This is a genomic window from Streptomyces sp. NPDC104307 (assembly GCF_055584045.1).
In genome coordinates, this window is the sequence record NZ_JBVJMU010000011.1 from 174518 (window position 1) to 199381 (window position 24864).

Below are 24864 nucleotides of genomic sequence, written 5' to 3' on the forward strand. Positions count from 1 at the left end.
AGTCACGCGTGTCGGGCCCGGGAAACGTAACCCTGCTTGGCATGGGATCGACAGTGCTCAGCCTGCGGATAGACGGTGAGCTGCTCGACCGGCTCAAGCAGCACGCCGCCAGACGCGGAATGAGCGTCCAGGACTATGTGGTCCGGACGCTCATTCGCGATGACTTCGACGAACGCTTCCAGGCGGCCGTCGACGAGACGGAGAAGTTCTACGGAGCGGAAGGACGGGCGGCCGAGGAGGTCACCTGACCTCCTCGGCCGCCCGTCCACGCTGGATCACGTGAGGCCGAGCGCCGGCATCGCGTAGTAGAAGACGAAGACCGCGGAGACCGCGTACATGGCCACCGGCACCGAGCGACCGCGCCCGGCGGCCAGCCGCAGCACGCAGAACGCGATGAAGCCGATGCCGATGCCGTTGGTGATCGAGTACGTGAACGGCATCATCACCATGGCGAGGAAGGCCGGCATCGAGAGCGTGTAGTCGCTCCAGTCGATGTCCCGCACCGAGCCCGCGATGATCAGGAAGCCCACCGCCAGCAGAGCCGGAGTAGCCGCCTGCGAGGGGACCATCGTCGCCAGTGGTGTCAGGAACAGCGCCGCCGTGAACAGCAGACCCGTCACGATGCTCGCGAAGCCGGTGCGGGCCCCCTCACCTACGCCCGCCGTGGACTCCACGAAGCAGGTGCCCGCGGAGGCGGAGCTCGCACCGCCCGCGGCGACCGCGATGCCGTCGACGAGCAGCACCTTGTTGATGCCGGGGAAGTTGCCGTCCTTGTCCATCAGCTTGGCCTCGTCGCCGACGCCGAGGATGGTGCCCATAGCGTCGAAGAAGCAGGACAGCAGCACGGTGAAGACGAACAGGATGCCGGTGAGCACACCGACCTTGTCGAAGCCACCGAACAGGCTGACCTTGCCGATCAGCCCGAAGTCCGGCGTGGAGACCGGATTGCCCGGCCACTCCGGAACGGTCAGCCCCCAGGCCTCGCCCGGCAGGTCCGCGACCGCGTCGATGATCAGCGCGACCACCGTCATCGCGACGATGGAGATCAGGATCGCGCCCGGCACCTTGCGGACGATCAGCGCGAGGGTGAGCAGCGCGCCCAGCACGAAGACCAGGACCGGCCAGCCGTTGAGGTGTCCGTCGCCGCCGAGCTGGAGCGGGACGGTGGTGTGGGCGACGTCCGGGATGCGGGAGACGAAGCCGGAGTCGACCAGGCCGATCAGCAGGATGAAGAGGCCGATGCCGATCGCGATGCCCTTGCGCAGCGAGGTCGGTACGGCGTTCATCACGCGTTCCCGCAGCCCGGTCGCGACCAGCAGCATGACCACGATGCCCGCGAGGACGACCATGCCCATCGCGTCGGGCCAGCTCATCCGGGGGGCGAGCTGGAGGGCGACGACGGTGTTGACGCCGAGGCCCGCCGCCAGCGCGATCGGCACGTTGCCGATGACGCCCATGAGCAGCGTGGAGAACGCGGCGACCAGCACCGTCGCGGTGACCAGCTGGCCACCGTCGAGCTGATGCCCGTACATGTCCTTCGCACTGCCCAGGATGATCGGGTTCAGCACGATGATGTACGCCATCGCAAAGAAGGTGGCGAATCCGCCACGGATCTCACGCGCGACCGAAGAGCCCCGCTCGGAGATCTTGAAGAAACGGTCCAGGCCGCCTGAGGGCTGGGGAGCCGGGGGCGGCACGGCGTCGACCGGGGCGGGGGCCGAGGGGGACATGTATGACCTCAGTCGTACCTAGAGGGGCTCAATATGGTCAGCTTTGGATGTTCACACGAACAAATCGAGACAGCCGTAAGCAGATTCAGTATGAATACATAAGGCGAAGATCGCTATCTCCGCGCGTAGACCCTTGGGCCGACTGGCCCGGCAGCTCTTACGTATGCGCCGCATACACTGACTGCATGGCGAAGTGGACACCGAAGCACGAGGCACCCGAGCCCCTGGAGGGGCCCGTCGTCGCCACCATCACCGGCGGCACGATCCTCTGGTTCGTCCTCTTCCTCGTCCAGCTCCCGTTCTACGGCTGGTTCGACGACCACGGACACCTGTGGTGGGTGTGGACGTGCCTGGCCGGCGGCGCCCTCGGCCTGATCGGCATCTGGTACGTACGGGGACGCGACGCCGCGCTCAAGCGGGCGGCGGCGGCCAAGACGGCTGGTCAGGGCCCGGCCACCGGCTGACCCGTACCACCACGGGACGATTTCCGTCCTCCCCCGGTCTGATCTTCGGACCACCCGATGGGTGAACCGGACGTTCCACCCGTACCGTCTGAACCATGACTCAGCGGGCAGTCGGCCCCTCCGGGGACGAGCCGAACAGATCCTCCGTGCCTTCCGGCACCGACCGGCCGGTGATGATCGACGCCGGCAGCGAGCTCGACCCGGTGCACCCGGTCGGGCTCCCGGCACCCGGCGGCGGGCGCGGGCTGACGGCGGCCGAGGTCGCGGAGCGGATCGCCCGGGGCGAGGTCAACGACGTCCCGGTCCGCTCGTCCCGGTCCGTGCGCGAGATCGTCCGCGCCAACGTCTTCACCCGGTTCAACCTGATCATCGGCGTGCTCTGGGTGATCATGCTGTTCGTCGCGCCGATCCAGGACAGCCTCTTCGGCTTCGTGATCATCGCCAACACCGGCATCGGCATCGTGCAGGAGTGGCGGGCCAAGAAGACCCTGGACAGCCTCGCGGTCATCGGTGAGGCCAAACCCACCGTGCGACGGGACGGGGTCGCCGCCGAGATCTCCACCTCCGAAATCGTCCTGGGCGACCTCGTCGAGCTCGGCCCCGGCGACAAGGTCGTGGTGGACGGCACGGTCGCGGAGGCCGACAGCCTGGAGATCGACGAATCCCTGCTCACCGGCGAGGCCGACCCCGTCCTCAAGCGCGCCGGCGACCCCGTGATGTCCGGCAGCTTCGTCGTCGCCGGCGGCGGCGCCTTCGCCGCCACCAAGGTCGGCCGCGAGGCCTACGCCGCCCAGCTCGCCGAGGAGGCCTCCCGCTTCACGCTCGTCCAGTCCGAGCTGCGCAGCGGCATCTCCACCATCCTCAAGTACGTCACCTGGATGATGATCCCGACCGCGATCGGGCTGATCATCAGCCAGCTCGTCGTCAAGGACAACAACTTCAAGGACTCCGTCGCCAGGACCGTCGGCGGCATCGTCCCGATGATCCCGGAGGGCCTGGTCCTGCTCACCTCGGTCGCCTTCGCGATCGGCGTCGTCCGGCTGGGCCGCAAGCAGTGCCTGGTCCAGGAACTCCCCGCCATCGAGGGGCTGGCCCGGGTCGACGTCGTCTGCCTGGACAAGACCGGCACCCTCACGGAGGGCGGCATGGACGTCACCGAGGTCCGCCCGCTGAACGGCACCGACGAGCCGTATCTGCGCCGCGTACTGGCCGCCTTCGGCGCCTCTGACCCGCGGCCCAACGCCAGCCTCCAGGCGATCATCGACGCCTACCCGGCCCCGGACGGCGAGGGCTGGCGCGTCACCCAGGCGCTGCCGTTCTCCTCGGCCCGCAAGTACAGCGGCGCCTCCTTTGAGGAGGCCGAGGGGCAGCCCTCCGGCTGGCTCCTCGGCGCCCCCGACGTGCTGCTCCCCGAGGACGACCCGGCGCTCACCGAGATCGGACAGCTCAACCAGCAGGGACTGCGCGTCCTGCTGCTGGCCCGGGTGGACGGGCCGCTCGACGAACCGGCGACCGCGACCGGGGCGGGCCCGGCCGCGCTGATCGTCCTGGAGCAGCGGCTGCGGCCCGACGCCCGGGAGACGCTCGCCTACTTCGCGGACCAGCGGGTCGCCACCAAGGTGATCTCCGGCGACAACGCCGTCTCGGTCGGCGCCGTCGCCGCGAAGCTCGGGCTGCCGGGCGCGGAGCACACCATGGACGCGCGCAAGCTGCCCACGGACCCCGACGCCATGGCCACCGCCATGGAGGAGAACACCGTCTTCGGCCGCGTCACCCCGCAGCAGAAGCGGGAGATGGTCGCCGCCCTCCAGTCCCGCGGCCACACCGTCGCGATGACGGGCGACGGCGTCAACGACGTCCTCGCCCTCAAGGACGCCGACATCGGCGTCTCGATGGGCTCCGGCTCCGAGGCCACCCGCGCGGTCGCCCAGATCGTGCTGCTCAACAACAGCTTCGCGACACTGCCGTCCGTGGTGGCCGAGGGCCGCCGGGTCATCGGCAACATCACCCGGGTCGCCACCCTGTTCCTGACGAAGACCGTCTACTCGGTGCTGCTGGCCGTCCTGGTGGTCTGCTTCCAGGTCGAGTACCCGTTCCTGCCCCGGCACCTGACCCTGCTGTCGACGCTGACGATCGGCATCCCGGCGTTCTTCCTCGCCCTGGCCCCCAACAAGGAGCGCGCGCACCCCCACTTCGTGCGACGCGTCATGCGGTACGCGATCCCGTCCGGCACCATCGCGGCCGTCGCGACCTTCGCCACGTATCTGATCGCCCGGCACGTCTACACCGGCCCCGGCTCGCTGGACGCGGAGACCAGCGCGGCCACCCTCACGCTGTTCCTGGTCTCGATGTGGGTCCTGGCGATCATCGCCCGCCCCTACACCTGGTGGCGGATCTGCCTGGTCGCGGCGATGGGCGTGGCGTTCCTGATCGTGCTCGTGGTGCCCTGGCTCCAGGACTTCTTCGCACTGAAACTGGTCGGTGCGCAGATGCCGTGGACGGCGGTGGGCATCGCCGTGATCGCCTCCGCGGCGCTGGAGTACGCCTGGCGCCTGGTGAGCCGCCGCTTCCCGGTCTAGGGGAAGCGGCGGCCCGCCGGACCGGCTACTTCACGTCGACGAAGTCACCCGTGGAGTTGACGGCCGGAGTGGAGGTCGTACCGGCGAAGCTGTAGCGCCAGTAACCGTCGACCGAGGCCTTCACCGTGGTCTTCAGGGTGCCGGTGCTGTTCGTCTTGACGGTCTTCACCGTGCCCCAGGTCTTGCCGCCCTTCTTGAGGAACTGCAGCTTGACCGGCTGGCTGGTGTAGCCGTGGTACTTGAAGTCGTCCCAGTTGGCCCGCGCCAGCTTGCCGGTGACCGTGATGGTCTTCCCCTTCTTCACCGGCTCGGGGGCGGCGTTGACGGTCTGCGAGGCCGCCCGCTGGAACTTGAAGGAGCCGGCCTTTTCCTTCCAGTTGTAGTCGCCGTCCTTGGCGTCCACCCACGCGTCGACGTACCAGGTACCGGCCACGTCGTTGGAGTACGGCAGGTCGACCTTGGGGGCGACGGAGAACGAGGCGGTGCAGGTGCTCCCGGAGCACTTGGTGCTGTCCGGCGTCAGGTAGCCGAACCCGGGGCCCACCAGCTCTATGTCGATCCCCTTGATGCCGGAGTTGTCCTTGCCGGTCACCACGACGGTGAACTTCTTGACGGCGCTGGTGCCGACCACCACGTTCTTGCCACCGTTGACCGTCACCTTGGTGATGGCGGTGTCGCCGTAGTGGCCGTTGGCCTGGGCGGCCGGTACGGCGAGGGCCAGCAGGCCCAGAGCGCCGACGGCAACGGTCGCAGAGGTACGCATACGCATGTTTTTTCCCTGTGGGAAAGGGCCCCTGGCGCGCGAGCGCACCGGCGGGGCCGATCGGTCTGCTGAGCCGGAGTGGCTCAACAGACCAGACAGGCGAGGGATGTGAAGGGTTGCCTGCGAATATGAAGATTCTGCGAAGGGCCCCCGAAATCTGGCTGCCGGGCCGTCAGTCGAACCAGCGGTCCCGGGCCAGTTCCCCGGTGCGGGACGGATCCTCCAGCAGCGCCGCGACCTCGAAGCGGCGCGGCCACTGGCCCGCCGCCCAGGCCAGACCCGCCGCGACGCCCTCCAGGGTGGCGGCGTGCACGGTGCCGTCCGGGGTGCGGCGCCAGTCCAGCTCCACGCCGCCCGCGCGCAGTTCACCGTGCTCGACGTACGTGTCCGGGGTGCCGGGGCCGAGCAGGACGCGCACCGACTCCGGGACCCTGTGCTCCTCGCCCTCCGACGTCACCTCCGCCTCGACGCTCTCGCCGAGCCGCCGCACCTGGAACAGCTCGGCCAGCTCCGCCGCGTTCGCCGGGGCGACCGGCAGCAGCGGCAGCCCCCCGGTCAGCGGGAGCAGATCGGGGGCGTCCGCGATCACCGCGTCCGCCGCGTCGACCACCCGCACCTCGCCGTCCACCACGGCCCGCAGCTCGTCCGGCAGCGTGACCTGCTCCGGGTCCAGCTCGGCCAGGGCGGTGTACAGGGAGTGCAGTTGGACGGGGCCGACCGGGCGGTCCCCGTCCGCGAGCCGGCCGAGGAGTTCGGCGGCGCCGCCGGGCTCGTCCAGCAGGGCGGCGACCGAGGTCCGCACCCCGAGGGCGCGCAGCACCTGGGCGTCGTCGAAGCCGGTGGCGTCGGCGGGGTCGTACAGGCCCGCCAGCCGGGGATCGCCCCCGTCGGCACGCAGGCCCGCCGGGCGGCGGCCGTCCAGCACCGGATGGTCGCGCAGCCACCAGGCGGTGTACGGGCGCACGGACTGCGTGGTGCCGTCCGGGAGGAGCACCCGCACCGGCTGGGTCAGGGCGTCGCGCAGCGGGGGGCGGGCCAGCATCGCGAGCGCCTGCGGCCAGGCGTCGTCGTCGACCAGGTCGAGATCGCGGACGGCGACGAGTTCGGTGGCGACGGGCGGCACCACGGTGTCCGGGAGCTGGTCCAGGATGTCCTCGCACCAGACGTCCACGGCGTCGAGCAGCCCGGCGTCGTCGGACTCCGCGAAGTCTCCGTCACGGGGCTCCAGTTCGTCCGGGTCCAGCACCACATCGGTGGCCCGCACCAGCGCGAACGTGGCCAGCACCCCGCAGGCGGTGAGCGGCTGCTCACCCCAGCGCTCTGCCAGCTCCTCTTCGCACAGGGCGAGTTCGCCCTCACGCATGACGGCGGCGAACGGGCTTCCGGGCAGCACGAGTTCACCGGCCGGGGCGGGCTCGCCGTCCTCGTCGGGCAGCGCCAGCGCGCCGAGCCAGGGCTCGTCGCCGGGCGCCAGCTCCGCGTCCCGGACGAGCGTGAGGACGGTGTCCACCAGCTCGTCGCCGTCCAGCGCGTCCTCGTCCCAGATCTCGCCCGCGTCCAGCGAACCGGCGACGGCGGCCCGCACCTGCGGAGTCGTCAGGACGGCGCGCGGGGTGGCGGGCAGGGCGCCCAGCTTCTCCAGGAGCGGATGTGCGGCGTCCGGGTGGGCGACCTTCAGCCCGAGCCGGGCGAGCCGGTCCAGGACAGGGCCGGTCAGCGCGTCCGGGAGCGGCAGCAGGATCTGCCGGGGGCCGATGGTGGTGCGGGGGACGGCCGGGGCGTCGGGGTCCCCGCCCCGGGAGTCCGTACCGGCGAGCGGCACCGGCAGCCCGGAGAGCCGGTCCGGGTCGATGCCGGCCAGGCTGTCGTACAGCCGCCGCCACCAGCCCGGGTCGCGCTCCAGACCGGCGAGCCGGTCGATCGCCTCGGTCAGCGGCACCCGGGCGACGCCGAGCGTGCGCAGTTCGACGCGGCGCTCAAGTCCGGCGGGCAGCAGGCAGGGCAGTACCTCGGCCAGCACCGCGACGGTCGCGGCGCCGACGCCCTCCAGCACCTCGGCCTCCAGCGGCCGCAGCGCGGTGGTGGCCTTGCGGCCCTCCTCGGTCCCGGCGTCCCAGCTGTCCCAGCGGTCGGGCTCGGCGGCGGGGTCGCGCGGGGCGGCGGGCTCCAGGAACGCGACGCGCGGCAGCCGCTCCAGGATCGCGGCACGCAGCGCGCCGTCCAGCTCGCCCTTGCCGAGCGGTCCGGGCACGAGCGCGATGGTGGCGGTGGAGACCGGCTGCCAGTCGGCGAGCAGTTCGGCGTACGCGTCGGCCGCGCGCCGCACCAGGAAATCGGTGAGCGGACCCGGCGCGGGGTGGCGGCGGGTGGTGTCCAGCGGCAGCGACGCGATGAGCAGCGCGGGGACGCCGAGCGGTTCGTCGGTGGGCGTCGGCGCGTGCACCACGGGTGCGGTACGGGGGCGCACCGGGGCGCCCTCCGCGTCCACCGGGACGGCCCAGGTCACCGACCAGTGCGGGCGCAGCCGTTCCTCCAGCGGGCGGCCGACGAGCAGCTCGGGCTCCACGGGGCCGTGCCGGGAGACGGTGCGCCAGCGGTTCGTACCGTGCGCCGAGTCGTCGACGTGGACGTACGGGCCGTGCTGCGAACGGCTCAACGTCCTCACGGCGTCCGGGGTTTCGATGAAGATCTCGTCGAGTCCGCTCAGTGTGAGCAGCAGCGCGTCGTCCACGGCGGCGAGCAGCCGGCCGACCAGGTCCTCCGCGACGCCGTCGCGCAGCGGCAGGACGACGACGGTGTCGTAGCCGTCCGGGGCGGTGCCCTCCGCGGGCAGCGGGAGCCGGAGCAGCGGTACGTGTCCGTCGCGGCGGCGCAGCTCGTCGCCCAGCCCGGGGCTGCCGACCGCGGCGTCCCGGGCGAGCTCTCGGGCCTCGGCCAGGGACCAGCGCACGCCGCCGTGCCGGCCGATGACGGCGGGCTCGTCGCTCACCGCGAGCACGGCGGCGAACCCGACGCCGAACCTGCCGACGGCCCCCTCGTGGCCCTCGCGCTTGGCGGACGCGCGCAGGGTGGACAGCGACTCCACCCCGGTGGCGTCCAGGGGCGCGCCCGTGTTCGCGGCGGCGAGGACGGCGGGGGCGCCGTCGGTCCCCGGGTGCAGGGTGAGCCGGAGCCGCCCGGGGGCCTGGGCGCGGGCGGCGGCGTCGGCGGCGTTCTGGGCGAGCTCGACGACGAGGCGGTCGCGGTAGCCGCCGAGCGCGAGGTCCTCCTCGGCGTTGGCGTCCTCCCGGAAGCGGGCGGGACCGGCGCCCCACGCGTCGAGCACGCGGCGCCGCAGCCGTGCGGTGCCGAACGGGTCGGCCCCCTCGGTCGCATTCATGCTCACGCTGTGACTCCCTCGTCCGTGGTCCGGTACGCGTACCGCGCGCTGCCCAGTGTGCGCCCTGTCCGGGGCGGGGGGTTCCGTCCTCAATCGCCGGACGGGCTTTTGTGCGGGTACCCCGCGGGGTGCGCCTGCCCCGGCGGGTGGGGGGCGGTGCCCCTCCGGGGCGTCTCCTCAAAAATGGCGTGTTCACCCGGGTACGTGAGGGACCCGGGTCGTACGCCATTTTCTGTGGGGACTCCCCTGCACGTCCCCACCCCAGGCCCAGTCGCGTCTGCACACCGGCGAAACGACTGTCGCAGACGCGCGACGGGCGGGTTCGGGGGCGTGCAGGGGAGTCCCCGCAGAACGACGAACACAGACCCGGGTACGCAATACGGACCCCCCGCACGTTCGTCGTTTGAGGAGACGCCCCGGAGGGACCCCGAACCCCCACCCACCGGGCAGGCGCACCCGCGCAACGCGGAGCACCCGCACCCAAGCCCGTCCGGCGATTGAGGACGGAACCGGCCCGCCGAAGCACCCCGCACCCCACAAGCGCGCCCCGAACCCCGCGGCGCAAGCCTCAGGAGTGGCCGAGGTCCTCCGACGGCGCATCCGGTTCCGCCGGCACGGAGCCGGAATCCCGCGCCGGACGAAGCGGGTACTCGTCCACCTGCATCGTGTCCAGCGCATGCGGCGCCGGCTTCGGCGGCTTCGGCATCACCGCGGCCTCCGAATGCCCGCCGCAGCCGTACGACAGCGACACCACGTGCCCGTCCGCCGGACCGAACTCGTTCGCGCACACTCCGAAGGCCTGCTTCAGCGAACCCGCCAGCGGCACCAGGAAGGCGCAGGACACACAGGTGGCCGGAGCCGCCTGGGCCATCGGCGTCTTCGCGCCGAACCCCTCGTCCCAGCGGTCGGCCGCCGCGTACAGCCCGTACCGCGACAGCACCCGCGCACGCCGCATCCCGAGCTCGTCCGCGACGGACGCGATCGAACCCCGTCGCGGGGTCTCCGCCGCCGGGCGCGTCGTCAGCTCCGCGTCCTCCGACTCGACGAGCTCGGCCAGCTCACCGGAGACCGGAGAGTTGGGCGGCGGCTCGTCGTCACCGGTGTATCCGGGCTCCAGCCGCAGATCGTCCGCCTCGGTGGGCAGCAGATCGCCCGGCCCCATGTCGCCCGGCCGCAGCCGCTCGCTCCACGGCACCCACTCCGGCGCGAGCAGCGCGTCGCCGCCCGGCAGCAGCACCGTTTCGTCCAGCGTGACGTTCTTCGCCCGGGAGGCCCTGGCGACCGTCACCGCCCAGCGCCAGCCCCGGTAGGCCGGGTCCTTGCACTCGAAGTAGTGCGTGACGACCCGGTCCCCCTCGGGGACCACGGCCACATGCTCACCCACGACCCCTGGCGCGGCTGCCTCCTCGGCCGCCGCGCGGGCGAGGTCTACGGCCTCGGCGCACAAACGGTCGGGAACAGGGGTACGGGCCGTACGGCTTCTCGTCGTCGCAGCACTCACAGGTCTCGCTTCTCTCCTACGCCAGTCTCACGAGCGCGCCAGCACATCCATCGATTTCAGCCATTCGGTTGCGGGCGGAGCGGACCTGGGGGCCGCGTCGACGTCCACACCCGTTGTGCCTGCCTCGGGCGCACCTTCTGCAATCCATTCTGCGGGATCGCCGAGAGGCGCGCGGCCAAGAACAACCGCCGGTGGCGCGCTACGCACGCTACCCTCTCCGCCGCTTCCCGCCCACCTGCCCGTCCCAAACAACGCCGTATCCGGTGCCGTGTCCCGTGTAAAGGGCACTGTCCGGCCATCCGTATCCGCGGGCCCCGCACCCCCTCCGAGCTGGCAGGTCACTGACCCGACGGGGCGTCGCGCGCCGCGTCCCGCGCCTGTCCCGGTTCGTGACGACGGGTCCTGGGGCACTATGACCAAATGGCTTCTGCCAGGTCGCACGACGGACCCGGCCCGCTCCGCAGGACGGGCCGGACGATCGGTCGTGCCCTGCGCTCCCCGTTCACCGGGACCGCCCGCTCCATCCGGAAGGCGACGCACGCCCACGGGGCGGGGGAATCCGGCCTCGGCAGGCTGATCGAGCTGCACGCGGTGAACGGCGCGGGCGACGTGATGATCACCGTCGCACTGGCGTCCACGGTGTTCTTCTCCGTACCGACGGACCAGGCCCGCGGCCGCGTCGCGCTGTACCTCGCCGTCACCATGGCGCCGTTCATCGTCCTCGCCCCGGTCATCGGCCCGCTCCTGGACCGTCTGCCGCACGGCCGCCGCGCGGCGATGGCGGGCTCCATGCTGGCCCGTGCGCTGCTGGCGCTCACCATGTCGGGCGCGGTCGCCACCGGCGGCCTGGAGCTGTATCCGGCGGCCCTGGGCGTCCTGGTCTGCTCGAAGGCGTACGGAGTCGTGCGCAGCGCCGTCGTGCCGCGCCTGCTGCCACCGCGCTTCTCGCTGGTGAAGGCGAACTCGCGGGTGACCCTCGCCGGTCTCCTCGCCACGGGTGCGGCCGCTCCGATCGGCGCGGGGCTCCAGACGATCGGCCCGCCGTGGCCGCTCTACGGCGCGTCCGCGATCTTCGTCGGCGGCGCGGTCCTCGCCTTCACCATGCCGCCCAAGGTGGACTCGGCGAAGGGCGAACGCAAGGCGCGCCTGGTGCACCCGCACGGCGAGCGCACCGTCCGGCCGGAGCCGCTCCGCAAGGACGCCACGCCCGGGACCGGAAGAAAGAGCAGATTCGGGACGAGGAACGGCGAGAAGCGGCCGGGGCTGCGTTCGGTCGGCCCGTCCGTGCTGCACGGGCTCCAGGCCAACGCCGCACACCGCGCGCTCTCCGGCTTCCTGATCTTCTTCCTGGCGTTCCTGCTGCGCGAGCACCCGCTCTCCGGGCAGAGCGCCGCGATCTCGCTCGGCATCGTCGGCGTGGCGGCCGGGGCGGGCAACGCGCTGGGCACGGCGGTCGGCTCCTGGCTCAGGGCCCGCGGCCCGGAGATCATCATCGCCTCCGTGCTGGGCCTGGCGCTGGGCGTCGCCGTACTGGCCGCGGCCTTCTTCAGCACGGTCATGGTCGCCGCGCTCGCGGCCATGGCGGGCTTCACCCAGGCCCTGTCGAAGCTGTCGCTGGACGCGATGATCCAGCGCGACGTGCCGGAGGAGGTGCGCACCTCGGCCTTCGCCCGCTCCGAGACGCTGCTCCAGATGGCGTGGGTGGTGGGCGGTGCGATCGGGATCTCGCTCCCCCTCAACGGCGTACTGGGCATGGCGGTCGCCGCGGGCATCCTCGGGCTCGGCGCGGCGGCCTCCGTACGGGGGCTGCTGGGTGCCGCGCGGCGCGGCTCGCCGCACCCCCGCGTGGCGTGAGCCGGAGCGACCGATAGCCTTCGGCCCATGACCGTTGCGTTCTTCTCCGGTAAGGGCCGTCGAATCGGCGTCGCTCTTGGTGCCGTGTCCGCGGGACTCCTTGTCCTCTCCGCCTGCGACAAGCCGACGCCACTCGCCACCGTGACGGTCGGCGACAACTCGGTGCACACCGAGGCGTCCTGCTACAACGACGGCAAGGCCCTCAAGGAAGCCGATATCAAGGGCTGCCTCAACAAGAAGGCCGACAAGACCGTCAAGGTCGCCATGGACGACAAGGTCCACTTCGGTGTCGACCCGTCGGTCTCGGACCACGGCTGGACGCTCTTCATCAACGGCCAGCAGGCCGAGCAGGAGCCGTTCAAGAAGACCTACCGGTCCATCCCGGGCAGCGCCTTCTTCGCCAGCCAGACCGGCGAGACCACCGCGGACAAGACGCAGGTCAGCATCGTGGAGACCAAGGGCAAGGAGCTGCTGGGCATCTGGCACTTCGAGCTCAAGAAGACCAGCTGACCCACACTCCCCTGTCGCTTCCTCGGAGGCCCCTCCCGTGCGCGTGCTCGTCGTGACCGCAGTCCCGGTGGAACGGGACGCGGTCACGCGTGCGTTCGCGGACGGCCCCGAGGTGTCGGTGCGCCAGGTGCCGGGTGCGGAGATCCACCGCGCGGGCCCCTTCGACGTCCTCGCGGGCGGCGCGGGACCGGCCGCGGCGGCGGCCTCCGCCGCGTTCGCCCTGGCTGCCGACCGCTATGACCTGGTGATCTCGGCGGGCATCGGCGGCGGCTTCACCGGCGTCGCCCCGGTCGGCTCGCTCGTCGTGGCCGGCCGCATCGGAGCGGCGGATCTGGGCGCCGAGACCCCTGCGGGCTTCGTGCCGGTCACCGATCTCGGCTTCGGCCGGGTCTGGCACTTCCCGCCCCGCTCCCTGGTCCGCGCGGTGACCGCCGCGACCGGTGCGACGACGGGCGACATCGTCACCGTCTCCACCGTCACCGGCAGCGCCGAGCGCGCCGCCGCCCTCCTCGCCGCGCACCCAGGCGCCGTCGCCGAGGCCATGGAGGGCTTCGGGGTCGCGGAGGCGGCGGACAGGCTCGGCCTGCCCGTCCTGGAGATCAGAGCCGTCTCGAACGCCGTCGGCCCTCGCGACCGCGACGCCTGGCGCATCGGGGACGCGCTGGCCGCGCTCACCGACGCGTTCGGCAAGCTCATACCCGTACTGGAAGGCTGGACGACCCACCATGACCGCGACCACTCCTGACCCGCTGCGCATCGCCTTCTCGCCGTGCCCGAACGACACGTTCGTCTTCGACGCCTGGGCACACGGCCGGGTCCCGGACGCGCCCGCCCTCGATGTCACCTTCGCGGACATCGACCTCACCAACGGCATGGCGGAGCGCGGCGAGCTGGACGTCCTGAAGGTCTCGTACGCGGTGCTGCCCTGGGTCCTGGAGGAGTACGCGCTGCTGCCGTGCGGCGGCGCGCTGGGACGGGGCTGCGGGCCGCTCGTCCTGACGCGGGAGCCGGGCACGGATCTGACGGGGAAGACCGTCGCGGTACCGAGCGAGCGCTCCACCGCCTACCTGCTGTTCCGGCTCTGGGCCGCGGAGGCGGTACCGGGCGGTGTGGGCGAGATCGTCGTCATGCCGTTCGACGAGATCATGCCGGCGGTACGGGACGGCAAGGTCGACGCCGGTCTCGTCATCCACGAGGCGCGCTTCACGTACCAGAACTACGGTCTGCACAACCTGGCCGACATGGGCCGCCACTGGGAGGACACGACCGGCCTGCCGATCCCGCTCGGGGCGATCATCGCGAAGCGCTCGCTGGGCGCGGAGACGCTGAAGCTGCTCGCGGAGTCGGTGCGCGCGTCGGTGCGGATGGCGTGGGACGACCCGCAGGCCTCGCGCCCGTACGTCCAGGAGCACGCCCAGGAGATGGAGCAGGGCGTCGCCGACCAGCACATCGGCCTGTACGTGAACGAGTTCACCGCGGACCTCGGCGAGGACGGCTACGCGGCGATCCGCGGACTGCTGACCCGCGCCGCGGCCGAGGGGCTGGTACCGCCCCTCGGACCGGACGCGCTGTCATATCCCTGAGGCCGGGGGCCGTACGTCACACGTCGAGCTGGTCCGCGACCGCCCGCAGCAGGCCGGCGATCTTCGCTCCGGCCGCCTTGTCGGGGTAACGGCCGCGCTCCAGCATCGGCGTGATGTTCTCCAGCACGGTCGTCAGGTCCTGCACGATCGACGCCAGCTCGTCCGGCTTGCGGCGCTGGGCGGCCGCGACGGACGGGGTGGGGTCGAGGATGGCCACGGAAAGCGCCTGGTCACCGCGCTGCCCGGCGACCACGCCGAATTCCACGCGCTGACCGGGCTTGAGTGCGTCGACTCCGGTGGGGAGCACCGACGAGTGCACGAAGACGTCACTGCCGTCGTCGCGGGAGAGGAAGCCGAAGCCCTTCTCGCTGTTGAACCACTTGACCTTGCCAGTCGGCAAAGCACGCACCCCATCTCAACCCGTATGCCGGAACAAAGCCTCAGCAGGTCAGGCCGTCCAGTGAGCGCGCTCCCCCTGCTGGCAGAAGCCTCCACAGGGGAAGTACCCCTCGTCAAGGCAGGTCATCCGGACTGGTGTCCTGAAAGAACTACTCTGACGGGGTGAGTACTTCCCCTTCTGGCGCGGGCGACCTGCTGGTCCGGCTCGGCGCGATCATCTTCTTCATCGGCGCACTGGCCACACTGATCACGATGGCCCCGCTGTTCCTCGGCACCGAGCCGTTCCCGTCCATCGCGTACGCGGTGTGCATGCTGATGGGCGTCGGCTTCGTGGTCGCCGCGGCGGGCGTCATCCGCTCGGCACGGGCGGGAGCGCCGCAGCAGTAGGGCCTCCTACGCCGCGTACCCGTTCGCCGCGTACGCGGTCAGCCAGGCCGGGAACTCCGTCAGCGACGACAGGACCACGTCCGCGCCCGCCGAGCGGAGCTCGTCCGCGTCGCACGGGCCCGTCGTCACGGCCACCGACAGGGCGCCCGCGGCCCGTGCGCCGCGTACGTCGCCCGTGTGGTCGCCCACGTATACGCCCGCCCGGTGCTCGCGCAGGGCCTCCGCCTTCGCCTCGGCCCACAGACCGCCGGCGAGTACGTCGGGCTCGATCCCCACATGGGTCAGGTGCAGCTTCGCGCTCGGCTCGTACTTGGCGGTGACGACCATCGCGCGGCCGCCCAGCTCGCGGATCGCCTCGACCGACTCGCACGCGCCGGGCATGGCGGGTGAAGAGGCGATCGCGTATGTGGGATACATCTCACGGTAGCGGCCGACCATCGCGGGCACCTGAGCCGCCGGGAACCAGTTCGCCAGCTCGTCCTCCAGCGGCGGTCCCAGCCGGCTGACCACGAGATCGGTGTCGATCACCGCACCCGTCTCGGCGGAAAGAGCCAGGTAGCAGGCCTTGATTCCGGGCCGGGAGTCGATGAGCGTCATGTCCAGGTCGAAGCCGACCATCAGCGCGTGCGATGCCATGGCCTCCATTGTGCCGAGCGGACGCGGGGACCCGGTACACCCCCGGACCACCGCACGGGGGCGGTGCTTAGACTTAGCCAAGCCTTACTTTGCTTCGCTTTTCGATTGGGTCCGATGCCAGCCGCCGCACCACGCCGCTCCAGACGCGCTCTCATGACGGCGGCGGCCGTCCTGGCGCTGCTGTTCGCCGTACTGCTCAGCCTCGCCGTGGGAGCGCGCTCCATCGCCCCGTCGGCCGTACTGGACGCCCTGCTGCACGGCGGTCACTCCGACGCCGCAGAGGTCATCCGGAACATGCGGGTGCCCCGCACCCTGATCGGGCTGATGGTCGGCGCCGCCCTCGCCCTCGCCGGCACGGTGCTCCAGGGCATCACCCGTAACCCCATCGCCGACCCCGGCATCCTCGGCATCAGCCAGGGCGCCTCCGTCGGGGTGGTGCTGGCCATCGCGTACGCGGGCATCCACACGCTCACCGGGTACGTCTGGTTCGCCTTCGCGGGGGCGGCGATCGCCTCCGTCGCGGTGTACGCCATCGCCTCCAGCGGACGCGGCGGCGCCACCCCGGTCAAGCTCGCGCTCGGCGGCGCCGCGATCAACGCGCTGCTGGTCTCGGTGACCATGGCCGTACTGACGACGAAGGCGTCCGCGCTGGACGAGTTCCGGTTCTGGCAGGTCGGCTCGATCGCCGGACGCGAATCCCAGGTGGCCCAGCAGATCTGGCCGTTCCTGCTGGTCGGCACGGTGCTCGTGCTCTCCGTCGCCCGAGGGCTCGACGCGCTCGCGCTCGGCGAGGACATGGCGAAGGGGCTCGGGCAGAAGATCGCGACCGTACGGATCGTCGGCGGCATCGGCGCCACCGTGCTCACCGGGGTCGGCGTCGCGGCGGCCGGGCCGATCGCGTTCATCGGCCTCGCCGTCCCGCACATCGCCCGAGCGATCGTCGGCAGCGACCACCGCTGGGTGCTCCCGATGGCCGCCCTGATCGGACCCGTGATGCTGCTCGTCTCCGATGTGATCGGCCGGATCGTCTTCCCGCCGAGCGAGGTCCCGGCCGGGGTCATGACGGCGCTCATCGGGGTGCCGTTCCTGGTCACGCTGGTGCGCCGGAAGGCGGTGCCCGCATGAGCGCCACCACGGCCGTCGTACGGCCCGCCGGGTACAGCGTCCTCAAGGTCGGGACGCGCGGACGGTTCCTGCTGCACCGCCGGGCCGCCGTCGTCGCCGTCTCGCTCGTCGTCCTGCTGGCCGTCGTCTGCGTCGCCTACCTCTGCGTCGGCGAGAGCTTCGTCGCGCCCGGCGAGGTCCTGAAGGTGATCCTGGGCAAGCCCTCCGCCGACGAACTCGTCGTCGGCACGCTGCGGCTGCCCCGCATGGTCGTCGGGCTGCTCGTCGGCCTCGCCTTCGGGATCGCCGGAGCACTGATCCAGACCGTCGCCCGCAACCCCCTCGCCAGCCCGGACATCATCGGCATCAGCCAGGGCGCGAGCGCGCTCACGGTCGGCGCGATGACGTTCGGCATCACCTCGTACACCGTCCTGCCCTACCTGTCGGTGATCGGCGGGGTCGCGGCCGCCGCGCTCGTCTACGCCTTCGCCTGGCGCGGCGGACTGCACGCCACCCGGTTCGTGCTCATCGGCATCGGCTTCGCCATCGCGCTGCGGTCCGTCACCACCCTGTTCCTGACCAAGGGCGACTACCTCGTCGCCCAGCAGGCCCAGATCTGGATGACCGGCTCGCTCAACGGCCGCGGCTACGACGAGGCCGCCCCCATCGGCTGGACACTCCTGATCCTGCTGCCCGCCGTCCTGTGGGCGGCCCGCGCACAGCGCACCGTGACCATGGACGACGACACGGCGACCGCGCTCGGGGTACGCCTCGGCCGGGTACGGCTCGGGCTCGTCGCACTCGGCGTGATCCTGGCGTCGGTGGCGACGGGGACGGCCGGGCCGGTCGACTTCGTCGCGCTGCTCGCCCCGCAGATCGCCCGCCGGATGACCCGGACCGCGCAGATCCCGCTGTTCTGCTCCGCGCTGCTCGGCGCGGTCATCGTCGTCTTCGCGGATCTGCTGGCCCGCAGGCTCTTCTCCCCCACCGAACTGCCGGTGGGCGTCCTGACGGCGGCGGTCGGCGCCCCGTACCTGATCTGGCTGATCATCCGCGGTCACGGTGGCCGCAGGGGAGGCAACGCATGACCACGACCCAGCAGGACGCGGTGACCAGCCGGCTCACGGTGGCCGGGCTGACCCTCGCGTACGAGGACCGCACCGTCGTCCACGAGCTCGACCTCGCCGTCCCCGACGGCCGGGTGACGGTCATCGTCGGGCCGAACGCCTGCGGCAAGTCGACGACACTGCGCGCGCTCGGCCGGCTCCTCAAGCCGCGCGGCGGGGCGGTGCTGCTGGACGGCACCGAGCTGTCGAAGATCCCCACGAAGAAGATCGCCCAGTCCATCGGGCTGCTCCCGCAGACCCCGGTGGCCCCGGAGGCGATCACCGTCTCCGACCTGGTGGCCCGCGGCCGCCAGCCCCACCAGCACTGGTGGCAGCAGTGGTCGCAGGAGGACGAACGGGCGGTGACGGACGCCATGGAGCGCACCGACATCACCGCGCTCGGCTCCCGCTCGGTGGACGAACTGTCCGGCGGGCAACGCCAGCGGGTGTGGATCGCGATGGCGCTCGCCCAGGAGACCGATCTGCTGCTGCTCGACGAGCCGACCACGTACCTCGACATCGCCCACCAGGTGGAGGTCCTCGACCTGGTGCGCCGGCTCGCCGCCCCGGCGGCCGACGGCACCCGGGGCCGGACCGTGGTGACCGTGCTCCACGACCTCAACCAGGCCGCCCGCTACGCCGACCACCTGGTCGCCATGAAGGCGGGCCGGATCGTCGCGGAGGGCCGCCCGGAGGACGTCGTCACCGCCGGGCTCGTCCGCGAGGTCTTCGGCCTCGAAGCGGTGATCGTCCCCGACCCGGTGACCGGCTCACCGCTGGTCGTGCCCGGGGCGCCCTGGCAGCCCGCGCACGCGTCCTGAACCCGGACTCCGCACGCCCCACCTCTACGAAAGGCACCCCATGGCCACCTCCGTCCGCCGCCGTGGCCTCACCCTCGGCGCACTCGCCCTGACCGGCGCACTCGCACTCTCCGCCTGCGGCTCCTCCGACTCCGACTCCGACTCCGGCCCCAAGGGCGACGGCGGCTCTTCGGCGGGCGGCGGCACGCACACCGTCAAGACGGCGATGGGCGACGTGAAGGTACCGGCGCACCCCAAGCGCGTGGTGGTCCTGGACACCGGTGAGCTGGACTCCGCGCTCACCCTCGGCGTGGAGCCCGTCGGCGGAACGCACTCGGCGACCGAGGACGGCTTCCCCGCCTACCTGCCGGCGGCGAGCACGAAGGGCATCAAGGAGGTCGGTGAGATCGCCAATCCCAACATGGAGGCCGTCGCCTCCCTCAAGCCGGACCTGATCCTCACCAGCAAGGTCCGCGACGGCGACCGCTACAAGCAGCTCAGCGCGATCGCCCCGACCGTGATGACGGAATCCACCGGCTCGGACTGGAAGAACAACTTCAAGGTCCACGCGGAGGCGCTCGGCAAGCAGGCGGAGGCGAAGAAGGTCATCGCCGCGTACGACGCCCACGTCGCGAAGGTGACGGAGGCGGTCGGCGGCAAGAAGAAGGCGGCGGCCACCGACGTCAACTTCGTACGGTTCGTCGAGGGCGCGGACATCCGCATCTACGGCAAGCAGAACTACATCGGCTCGATCCTCGCCGACATCGGCATGGGCCGCCCCGCCATCACGGACAAGGCCAAGGACGGCTTCTCGTACGACGTGTCGCCCGAGAAGATCGACCTCGCGGACGCGGACGCCGTCTTCACCTCGACCTACGGCGACCCGGACAAGGCGGGCACGACCCGGACCATGAAGAGCGGGCTCTGGAAGAACCTGAAGGCCTCCAAGGACGGAAAGGTCTTCAAGGTCGACGACCGGCTGTGGATCGCGGGCATCGGCTACACGGCGGCCGACCAGATCCTCGACGAGTTCCAGACGAAGATGGGCTGACGGGCCCTTGGGCGGGCGGCAGCGGGGCCCTTGGCCTTGCCCCTTTCCGGGGTGCGGGGTTCCGTCCTCAATCGCCGGACGGGCTTGTTTGTGCGGGTCCCCCGAGAGGTTCGCACCGTGCGTGGGTGGGGGTTCGGGGTCCCTCCGGGGCGTCTCCTCAAACGACGAACGTGCGGGGGGTCCGTAGCGGACCCGGGTCTGTGTTCGTCGTTCTGCGGGGACTCCCCTGCACGCCCCCGAACCCGGCCGTCTCGCGTCTGCAGGCGCGAGTGATGCAGGGGTGGGGACGTGCAGGGGAGTCCCCGCAGAAAATGGCGTACGACCCGGGTCCCTCACGTACCCGGGTGAACACGCCATTTTTGAGGAGACGCCCCGGAGGGGCACCGCCCCCCACCCACCGGGCAAGGCGCACCCGCGCACATCAGGCCCGAGGCCTCCGGGCCCGCCACACCAGGTAGAGCGCAGAGGCCACGGCCGCGCCCCGCAGCACCCACGGCCAGGTCTGGCCGATCGCGGGGCCCATCTGCCCGTCGCCGATGGGCGCACCCCACCGGCCGTCCATCCGGCCCCACAGCCAGACGAGAGCGCCCGCCGCGACCACCCCGGGCAGCCCCATCGCCACCCACTTCGCCTCCGCGCGGGACAGCTTGCGGGAGCTGTACGCGAGGGCCCAGCCGCCCGCCAGGGCCAGCAGCGCCTGCGGGGAGTCCATCACCGCGCCGGCCACCAGCAGGACGGCGGCGAGCAGCAGCACGGGGTGCGAGAAGCCGCGGCGGGGCGCTCCGACCACGGCCCCGCCGCCCACGGCACGGCGCCGCTTGGGCAGCCACCGCCGCCGGGGCGCGGCCCGCGCCTCCTCGTCCTCCTCCTCGAACTCCCCGTCGCCGTCCTCGTACTCGTCCTCGACGCCTTCGTCGTCCTCGTCGTCCGCAACCGGCGGACGCAGCACCGCCGGGATCTCCACCCCGCCGCGGAACCCCGCCACTTCGGTGCCCGCACCGAACTCTCCGGACTCGCCGAAGGGCCCCGGTTCGACGCGCCACCAGTCCGCCTCACTGCCGGACGGGCCCAGCTCGTCCGTGCCGACCCGGTGCGGGGAGGACGGCGCACCCCCGGCCGGTGCCGCCTCGGGCGCCTCCGGCGCCTCTCGCGGCTCCGACGCGCCCTTGCGCGAACTGTCTTTCCGGCTGCCCTGGCGGCTGTCCTTGCGGAGCTTCGGCCTGCGCGGCCGGGGCACCCCGGGCGTCTTCGCGGGCCCCGGCGCCGCCTCCGGCGACTGCGGCAGCCGCACCGATCCGTCGGCGGACGAGGCCGCCGCGGCGACCAGTTCGTCCGGTGTGCCGAGCTTCCCGATGATGCGGCGCACCGCCGCGGGAGTGTCCGCGGCCTGCTTCACCCGCTGCCGGTCGATCTCGCCCCGCAGCGCCGAGACCAGCCTCATCCGGGTGCCCGAGGACAGCTGTTGCTGCTGTGCCATGTCCCCGACCCGGCTCAGGTAGTCGTAGACCAGCTGATCGCTCTCGATCCCCACGCGATGGTTCCCCTCTGACCGCCCTGCACCGACGGTAGCGCCCTCGGGCCCGTCCGGAGCGACTACCGTGGGACGGATGGGGATGACCACACCACCGCGGACGCTGGCCGAGGCTCTGCGCGCCCGGGACGACGAGTCCTTGGCCGGGCTGCTGCGCGCCCGGCCCGACCTCCTCAGCCCGGTGCCGAACGACATCACCCAGCTCGCGACCCGGGCGGGCACCCGTGCCTCCGTCGTCCGCGCCCTGGAACACCTCGACCGGTTCGCCCTGCAGACCGCGGAAGCACTCGCGGTAGCACCCGATCCCGCTCCGTACGACACCCTGCTGGGGCTGCTCACCGGCGACGGCCGGGACGACGGCGAGCTTCGCGGTGACGCGGGCGCGGCCATCGTGGACGCGCTGCCCGGCGCCCTCGGCACGCTGCGCGAACAGGCTCTCGTCTGGGGCGAGGACGAGCGGCTGCACCTGGTGCGGACGGCCCGGGAGCTCCTGGCGCCCTCTCCGCAGCACCCCTCCCCCACCGGTCTCGGCCCGACCGTCTCCGAGGCCACCGCCGGCATGTCGCCGGGCCGGCTCCAGGAGATCCTGACCTCGGCCGGGCTGCCCGCCACCTACGACCCGGTGTCCGCGGTGACCTCGCTGTCCGCGCTCTTCACCGACCGCGCCCGGATGGGCGAACTGCTGGACACCGCCCCCGTGGAGGCCCTGTCGGTACTGGACCGGCTGGTCTGGGGCCCGCCGTACGGGGAGGTGACGCCGAATCCGACGCCGCCCGTGAAGTGGCTGCGCGACCGGGGGCTGCTGCTGCCGGTGTCGACCCGCACCGTGGTGCTGCCGCGCGAGGCCGCCCTGCACCTGCGGGCCGGGCGCGCCCACCGGGTGCCGGAACCGCTGCCGCCCGTCGTGGCGGCCGCGGCCGAACGCGATCCACAGGCTGTGGACAGCGCGGCGGCCGGTCAGGCGTTCCTGTCGGTGTCCACCGTCGAGGAGCTCCTGAAGAGCTGGAACGGCGGCGGCCCCGCCATACTGCGGGCCGGCGGGCTCAGCGTCCGCGAGCTGAAGAAGACCGCGACGGTGCTGGACGTGTCGGAGCCCGTCGCCGCGTTCTGGATCGAACTGGCCTACGCGGCCGGGCTGCTGGCCTCCGACGGCGAGACCGACGAGCGGTACGCGCCGACCCCCGCGTACGACGACTGGACCGAGCTCCCGGCCGAGGACCGCTGGGTACGGCTCGCCACCGCCTGGCTCGCCGCCACCCGCACCCCGGGCCTGGTGGGCGGCCAGGACGCCAAGGGCCGCGCCCTGTCCACCCTCGGCCCCGGCCTGGACCGCTCCGCCGCCCCCGAGGTCCGCCACCGGGTGCTGGCTCTGCTCGACGCGCTGCCGCCGGGCACCGCCCCGGAACCGGAGACGCTGCTCGCCCGGCTCCGCTGGGAACGCCCGCTGCGCGGCGCCTCCAGCTCCGCCGGGGACACCACCGACCTGCGGTCCCGGATCGCCCTGTGGACGCTGAACGAGTGCGAGCTCCTCGGCATCACCGGCCGCGGCGCCCTCGCCTCGCAGACCCGCGCCCTGCTGACGACCGGGCCCGCGGCGGCCGCCGCCAAGCTCGCCCCGCTCATCCCGGAGCCCCTGGACCACGTCCTGCTCCAGGCCGACCTGACCGCCGTGGCCCCAGGGCCGCTGGAACGCCCCCTCGCCGACATGCTCGCCGCGCTCGCGGACATCGAGTCGAAGGGCGGCGCGACGGTCTACCGGTTCACGCCCGGGTCCGTACGGCGCGCCCTGGACGCCGGGCAGTCCGCCGCGGACCTGCACGCGTTCCTCGCCGCGCACAGCCGTACGCCGGTGCCGCAGCCGCTGAGCTACCTCATCGACGACGTCGCCCGCCGCCACGGCCACCTGCGGATCGGCACCGCGTCCTCGTACGTGCGCTGCGACGACGAGGCCGTCCTCAACGAGATCCTCGCCGACAAGCGCTCGGCCACCCTCCGGCTGCGCCGCCTCGCCCCGACGGCCCTCGCCGCCCAGATCGACCCGGTCTCGCTCCTGGACGGGCTGCGCGAACTCGGCTACGCGCCCGCCGCCGAGTCCGCCGACGGCGATGTCCTGATCACCCGCGCGGGCGCCCGCCGCACCCCGCCCCGCTCGGCCCCCGCCCCGGTCCCCGAGGGCCCGCCGCTTCCGGAGCCCGCCCTGCTGGGCGCGGCGGTCCGGGCGATCCGGGCCGGTGACACGGCCGCCACCGTCGTCCACAAGGACACCGGCCCCGCGGCGCCCGGGGACACACTGCCGCGTACGACGTCGGCCGAGACCCTGGTGACGGTCCAGGCGGCCGCGATGACGGGCTCCGCGATCTGGATCGGCTACGTCAACGCGGAGGGCGCCGCCAGCCAGCGCGTCATCGCCCCGGTCCGCGTCGAGGGCGGCTACGTCACGGCGTACGACCACACGGCCGACGAGGTCCGCACGTACCCGCTGCACCGCATCACGGGCGTCGCGGAACTCGCGGACGGCCAGACGGCGTAGGGCCTGTCCGGCGGGTCAGTGCTGCACCTGCACGGCGCAGACCTTGGCCGCTCCGTTGAAGACCGACCAGGAGAGCGTCCGGCGGTCGCTCCGCTGGGGGCAGCTGCCGCCGCTCACCAGCGCCGTGATCCCCATGATCGCGTTCTGCCCCTTCGGGACCTGTGTCCGGTCGCAGCCCCAGACGCTGAACAGCCGCGCGGTGCCCTTGACCGAGCCGTCGGCCTGTTTGGTGAGGACGGCGGGGAAGCACTGGCCCGTGACGAACACGCGGTCCAGGCAGAGCGCGATGGAGGACCCGTCGTCGTTCACATGACCCCAGCCGTGCTGGCCGCCGCCCTCGGGGCAGCCGGAGGCTGCCGTCGTCACCATCGTCACCTTCGAGAACGCGATGCTGGCACCGCAGTCCACCGCGGACGGCCGGTCCCGGTTGAGCTTGCCCCAGCCCTCGTCGTACACGTTGAGGCAGGTCCCGACGCGGACGGACGCGAACGCCACGTCCACCGGGTCCGGCGGGGCGGGTGGCGATGGGTCCGGGGTAGTGGCCGAGGGGCCGGGCGTGGTCGGGCTGTCGTCGGGGGCGGGCGTGCTGGGGTCGTCGTCCGGCTCCTTGGTCTCTCCGCCGTCCGCCGACGGATCCGGGTGCGGTGGGGGTATCGCCGGAGAGCTCACGCTGTCAGAGGACTTCCCGTTCCCGACCGTCTCCGGCTCCTGCCACGGCTTCCACGTGCCGAGGAGCAGGGCGAGGCCCAGCAGCCCGACGAGTACCGCCGACGAGACGCTGATGAAGTACGTGCTGGTGATGTCGCGGCCGGCGACCGTGACCCGGCCCCGCCCGGACGCCCGCGCGTTGATCCGGGTCCCGCCGGTCCCGCCGTCGCCGTAGTCGTCATCGTCGTCGCCGCCGTAGTAATCGTCGTCGTCGTCGAATCCGCCCGGGTTCCCTCGGGAGTAGCTCAA

The 24864-nt window shown here is 72.4% G+C and carries 21 protein-coding genes; 13 read left to right on the top strand and 8 right to left on the bottom strand.

Translation table 11 applies throughout. From position 1 onward, the window contains the following. Nucleotides 1–41 precede the first annotated feature (41 nt). On the top strand, nucleotides 42–248 hold the full coding sequence (locus ACZ601_RS25845; RefSeq protein ID WP_390085815.1) for a ribbon-helix-helix protein, CopG family: 207 nt from the start codon (nucleotides 42–44) through the stop codon (nucleotides 246–248). Nucleotides 249–275: 27 nt separating this feature from the next. On the opposite strand, the gene ACZ601_RS25850 is transcribed toward ACZ601_RS25845, so the two are convergent. Then, nucleotides 276–1730, bottom strand: a complete 1455-nt coding sequence (locus tag ACZ601_RS25850) for an NCS2 family permease (protein WP_469542034.1) — start codon at nucleotides 1728–1730, stop codon at nucleotides 276–278. A gap of 185 nt (nucleotides 1731–1915) precedes the next feature. Here ACZ601_RS25850 and ACZ601_RS25855 point away from each other — a divergent pair, with 185 nt between their 5' ends. Then, nucleotides 1916–2194, top strand: a complete 279-nt coding sequence (locus ACZ601_RS25855) for a DUF2530 domain-containing protein (RefSeq protein WP_440578427.1) — start codon at nucleotides 1916–1918, stop codon at nucleotides 2192–2194. A 95-nt stretch (nucleotides 2195–2289) separates the two neighbouring features. Next, nucleotides 2290–4773, top strand: a complete 2484-nt coding sequence (locus tag ACZ601_RS25860) for an HAD-IC family P-type ATPase (RefSeq protein ID WP_469542038.1) — start codon at nucleotides 2290–2292, stop codon at nucleotides 4771–4773. Between the two features lie 25 nt (nucleotides 4774–4798). Here ACZ601_RS25860 and ACZ601_RS25865 read toward each other — a convergent pair whose 3' ends face one another. The 3 genes from ACZ601_RS25865 to ACZ601_RS25875 all read right to left on the bottom strand — a co-directional run bounded on the left by ACZ601_RS25865 (nucleotide 4799) and on the right by ACZ601_RS25875 (nucleotide 10416). Next, nucleotides 4799–5497: a calcium-binding protein gene (locus ACZ601_RS25865; protein WP_469542231.1), complete on the bottom strand. Its 699-nt coding sequence runs from the start codon at nucleotides 5495–5497 to the stop codon at nucleotides 4799–4801. A 211-nt stretch (nucleotides 5498–5708) separates the two neighbouring features. Then, nucleotides 5709–8915 carry a sacsin N-terminal ATP-binding-like domain-containing protein gene (locus ACZ601_RS25870; RefSeq protein WP_469542234.1) on the bottom strand — a complete coding sequence of 1069 codons (3207 nt, stop codon included), beginning with the start codon at nucleotides 8913–8915 and terminating at the stop codon, nucleotides 5709–5711. Between the two features lie 568 nt (nucleotides 8916–9483). Next, nucleotides 9484–10416 (bottom strand): DUF3027 domain-containing protein, encoded by a 933-nt coding sequence (locus ACZ601_RS25875; RefSeq protein WP_469542040.1) that lies wholly within the window; start codon nucleotides 10414–10416, stop codon nucleotides 9484–9486. Between the two features lie 420 nt (nucleotides 10417–10836). Between ACZ601_RS25875 and ACZ601_RS25880 the strand changes: the two genes are divergently transcribed. Genes ACZ601_RS25880 through ACZ601_RS25895 form a run of 4 tightly spaced genes read left to right on the top strand, consistent with a single transcriptional unit; the run spans nucleotide 10837 to nucleotide 14363 of the window. Then, entirely contained in the window at nucleotides 10837–12270 is a 1434-nt protein-coding gene (locus ACZ601_RS25880; RefSeq protein WP_469542042.1) for an MFS transporter, read from the top strand. A gap of 27 nt (nucleotides 12271–12297) precedes the next feature. Continuing rightward, a complete protein-coding gene (locus tag ACZ601_RS25885) occupies nucleotides 12298–12780 on the top strand; it encodes a DUF2771 domain-containing protein (protein WP_440577672.1) in 483 nt (160 codons plus the stop codon). Nucleotides 12781–12817: 37 nt separating this feature from the next. Beyond that, entirely contained in the window at nucleotides 12818–13525 is a 708-nt protein-coding gene (locus ACZ601_RS25890) for a futalosine hydrolase (RefSeq protein WP_469542045.1), read from the top strand. Beyond that, nucleotides 13506–14363, top strand: coding sequence for a 1,4-dihydroxy-6-naphthoate synthase (locus ACZ601_RS25895; RefSeq protein ID WP_469542049.1), 858 nt, complete (start codon nucleotides 13506–13508; stop codon nucleotides 14361–14363). Before ACZ601_RS25890 ends, ACZ601_RS25895 begins: the two co-directional genes overlap by 20 nt. A 16-nt stretch (nucleotides 14364–14379) precedes the next feature. On the opposite strand, the gene ACZ601_RS25900 is transcribed toward ACZ601_RS25895, so the two are convergent. Next, nucleotides 14380–14763, bottom strand: a complete 384-nt coding sequence (locus ACZ601_RS25900) for a cold-shock protein (protein WP_073732911.1) — start codon at nucleotides 14761–14763, stop codon at nucleotides 14380–14382. 161 nt (nucleotides 14764–14924) lie between these two features. On the opposite strand from ACZ601_RS25900, the gene ACZ601_RS25905 reads away from it, so the two are divergent. Beyond that, entirely contained in the window at nucleotides 14925–15149 is a 225-nt protein-coding gene (locus ACZ601_RS25905) for a hypothetical protein (protein WP_469542053.1), read from the top strand. Between the two features lie 6 nt (nucleotides 15150–15155). On the opposite strand, the gene ACZ601_RS25910 is transcribed toward ACZ601_RS25905, so the two are convergent. Continuing rightward, on the bottom strand, nucleotides 15156–15794 hold the full coding sequence (locus ACZ601_RS25910) for an HAD family hydrolase (protein ID WP_469542055.1): 639 nt from the start codon (nucleotides 15792–15794) through the stop codon (nucleotides 15156–15158). A gap of 105 nt (nucleotides 15795–15899) precedes the next feature. Here ACZ601_RS25910 and ACZ601_RS25915 point away from each other — a divergent pair, with 105 nt between their 5' ends. From ACZ601_RS25915 to ACZ601_RS25930, 4 genes are read left to right on the top strand one after another with little or no spacing between them, the layout of a single operon-like run. Further along, on the top strand, nucleotides 15900–16910 hold the full coding sequence (locus tag ACZ601_RS25915; RefSeq protein WP_440577677.1) for a FecCD family ABC transporter permease: 1011 nt from the start codon (nucleotides 15900–15902) through the stop codon (nucleotides 16908–16910). Then, the gene (locus ACZ601_RS25920; RefSeq protein ID WP_469542058.1) at nucleotides 16907–17977 is read left to right on the top strand and encodes a FecCD family ABC transporter permease; all 1071 of its coding nucleotides are present in this window, start codon (nucleotides 16907–16909) and stop codon (nucleotides 17975–17977) included. Before ACZ601_RS25915 ends, ACZ601_RS25920 begins: the two co-directional genes overlap by 4 nt. Continuing rightward, nucleotides 17974–18816: an ABC transporter ATP-binding protein gene (locus ACZ601_RS25925; RefSeq protein WP_469542061.1), complete on the top strand. Its 843-nt coding sequence runs from the start codon at nucleotides 17974–17976 to the stop codon at nucleotides 18814–18816. The genes ACZ601_RS25920 and ACZ601_RS25925 overlap by 4 nt, the downstream gene beginning before the upstream one ends. 40 nt (nucleotides 18817–18856) lie before the next feature. Beyond that, nucleotides 18857–19846: an ABC transporter substrate-binding protein gene (locus ACZ601_RS25930; RefSeq protein ID WP_469542064.1), complete on the top strand. Its 990-nt coding sequence runs from the start codon at nucleotides 18857–18859 to the stop codon at nucleotides 19844–19846. Between the two features lie 421 nt (nucleotides 19847–20267). Here ACZ601_RS25930 and ACZ601_RS25935 read toward each other — a convergent pair whose 3' ends face one another. Further along, nucleotides 20268–21377: a hypothetical protein gene (locus ACZ601_RS25935; protein WP_469542067.1), complete on the bottom strand. Its 1110-nt coding sequence runs from the start codon at nucleotides 21375–21377 to the stop codon at nucleotides 20268–20270. A 76-nt stretch (nucleotides 21378–21453) separates the two neighbouring features. Between ACZ601_RS25935 and ACZ601_RS25940 the strand changes: the two genes are divergently transcribed. Further along, a complete protein-coding gene (locus ACZ601_RS25940) occupies nucleotides 21454–23907 on the top strand; it encodes a helicase-associated domain-containing protein (RefSeq protein WP_469542070.1) in 2454 nt (817 codons plus the stop codon). 15 nt (nucleotides 23908–23922) lie between these two features. Here ACZ601_RS25940 and ACZ601_RS25945 read toward each other — a convergent pair whose 3' ends face one another. Beyond that, nucleotides 23923–24864 (bottom strand): hypothetical protein, encoded by a 942-nt coding sequence (locus ACZ601_RS25945; protein WP_469542073.1) that lies wholly within the window; start codon nucleotides 24862–24864, stop codon nucleotides 23923–23925.

What these genes read in the sequence shown, in the direction of transcription:
- ACZ601_RS25845 (WP_390085815.1), top strand. Translation starts at nt 42, where the DNA reads ATGGGATCGACAGTGCTCAGCCTGCGGATAGACGGTGAGCTGCTCGAC.
- ACZ601_RS25850 (WP_469542034.1), bottom strand. Translation starts at nt 1,730, where the DNA reads ATGTCCCCCTCGGCCCCCGCCCCGGTCGACGCCGTGCCGCCCCCGGCT.
- ACZ601_RS25855 (WP_440578427.1), top strand. Translation starts at nt 1,916, where the DNA reads ATGGCGAAGTGGACACCGAAGCACGAGGCACCCGAGCCCCTGGAGGGG.
- ACZ601_RS25860 (WP_469542038.1), top strand. Translation starts at nt 2,290, where the DNA reads ATGACTCAGCGGGCAGTCGGCCCCTCCGGGGACGAGCCGAACAGATCC.
- ACZ601_RS25870 (WP_469542234.1), bottom strand. Translation starts at nt 8,915, where the DNA reads ATGAATGCGACCGAGGGGGCCGACCCGTTCGGCACCGCACGGCTGCGG.
- ACZ601_RS25880 (WP_469542042.1), top strand. Translation starts at nt 10,837, where the DNA reads ATGGCTTCTGCCAGGTCGCACGACGGACCCGGCCCGCTCCGCAGGACG.
- ACZ601_RS25885 (WP_440577672.1), top strand. Translation starts at nt 12,298, where the DNA reads ATGACCGTTGCGTTCTTCTCCGGTAAGGGCCGTCGAATCGGCGTCGCT.
- ACZ601_RS25895 (WP_469542049.1), top strand. Translation starts at nt 13,506, where the DNA reads ATGACCGCGACCACTCCTGACCCGCTGCGCATCGCCTTCTCGCCGTGC.
- ACZ601_RS25910 (WP_469542055.1), bottom strand. Translation starts at nt 15,794, where the DNA reads ATGGAGGCCATGGCATCGCACGCGCTGATGGTCGGCTTCGACCTGGAC.
- ACZ601_RS25915 (WP_440577677.1), top strand. Translation starts at nt 15,900, where the DNA reads ATGCCAGCCGCCGCACCACGCCGCTCCAGACGCGCTCTCATGACGGCG.
- ACZ601_RS25920 (WP_469542058.1), top strand. Translation starts at nt 16,907, where the DNA reads ATGAGCGCCACCACGGCCGTCGTACGGCCCGCCGGGTACAGCGTCCTC.
- ACZ601_RS25925 (WP_469542061.1), top strand. Translation starts at nt 17,974, where the DNA reads ATGACCACGACCCAGCAGGACGCGGTGACCAGCCGGCTCACGGTGGCC.
- ACZ601_RS25930 (WP_469542064.1), top strand. Translation starts at nt 18,857, where the DNA reads ATGGCCACCTCCGTCCGCCGCCGTGGCCTCACCCTCGGCGCACTCGCC.
- ACZ601_RS25940 (WP_469542070.1), top strand. Translation starts at nt 21,454, where the DNA reads ATGGGGATGACCACACCACCGCGGACGCTGGCCGAGGCTCTGCGCGCC.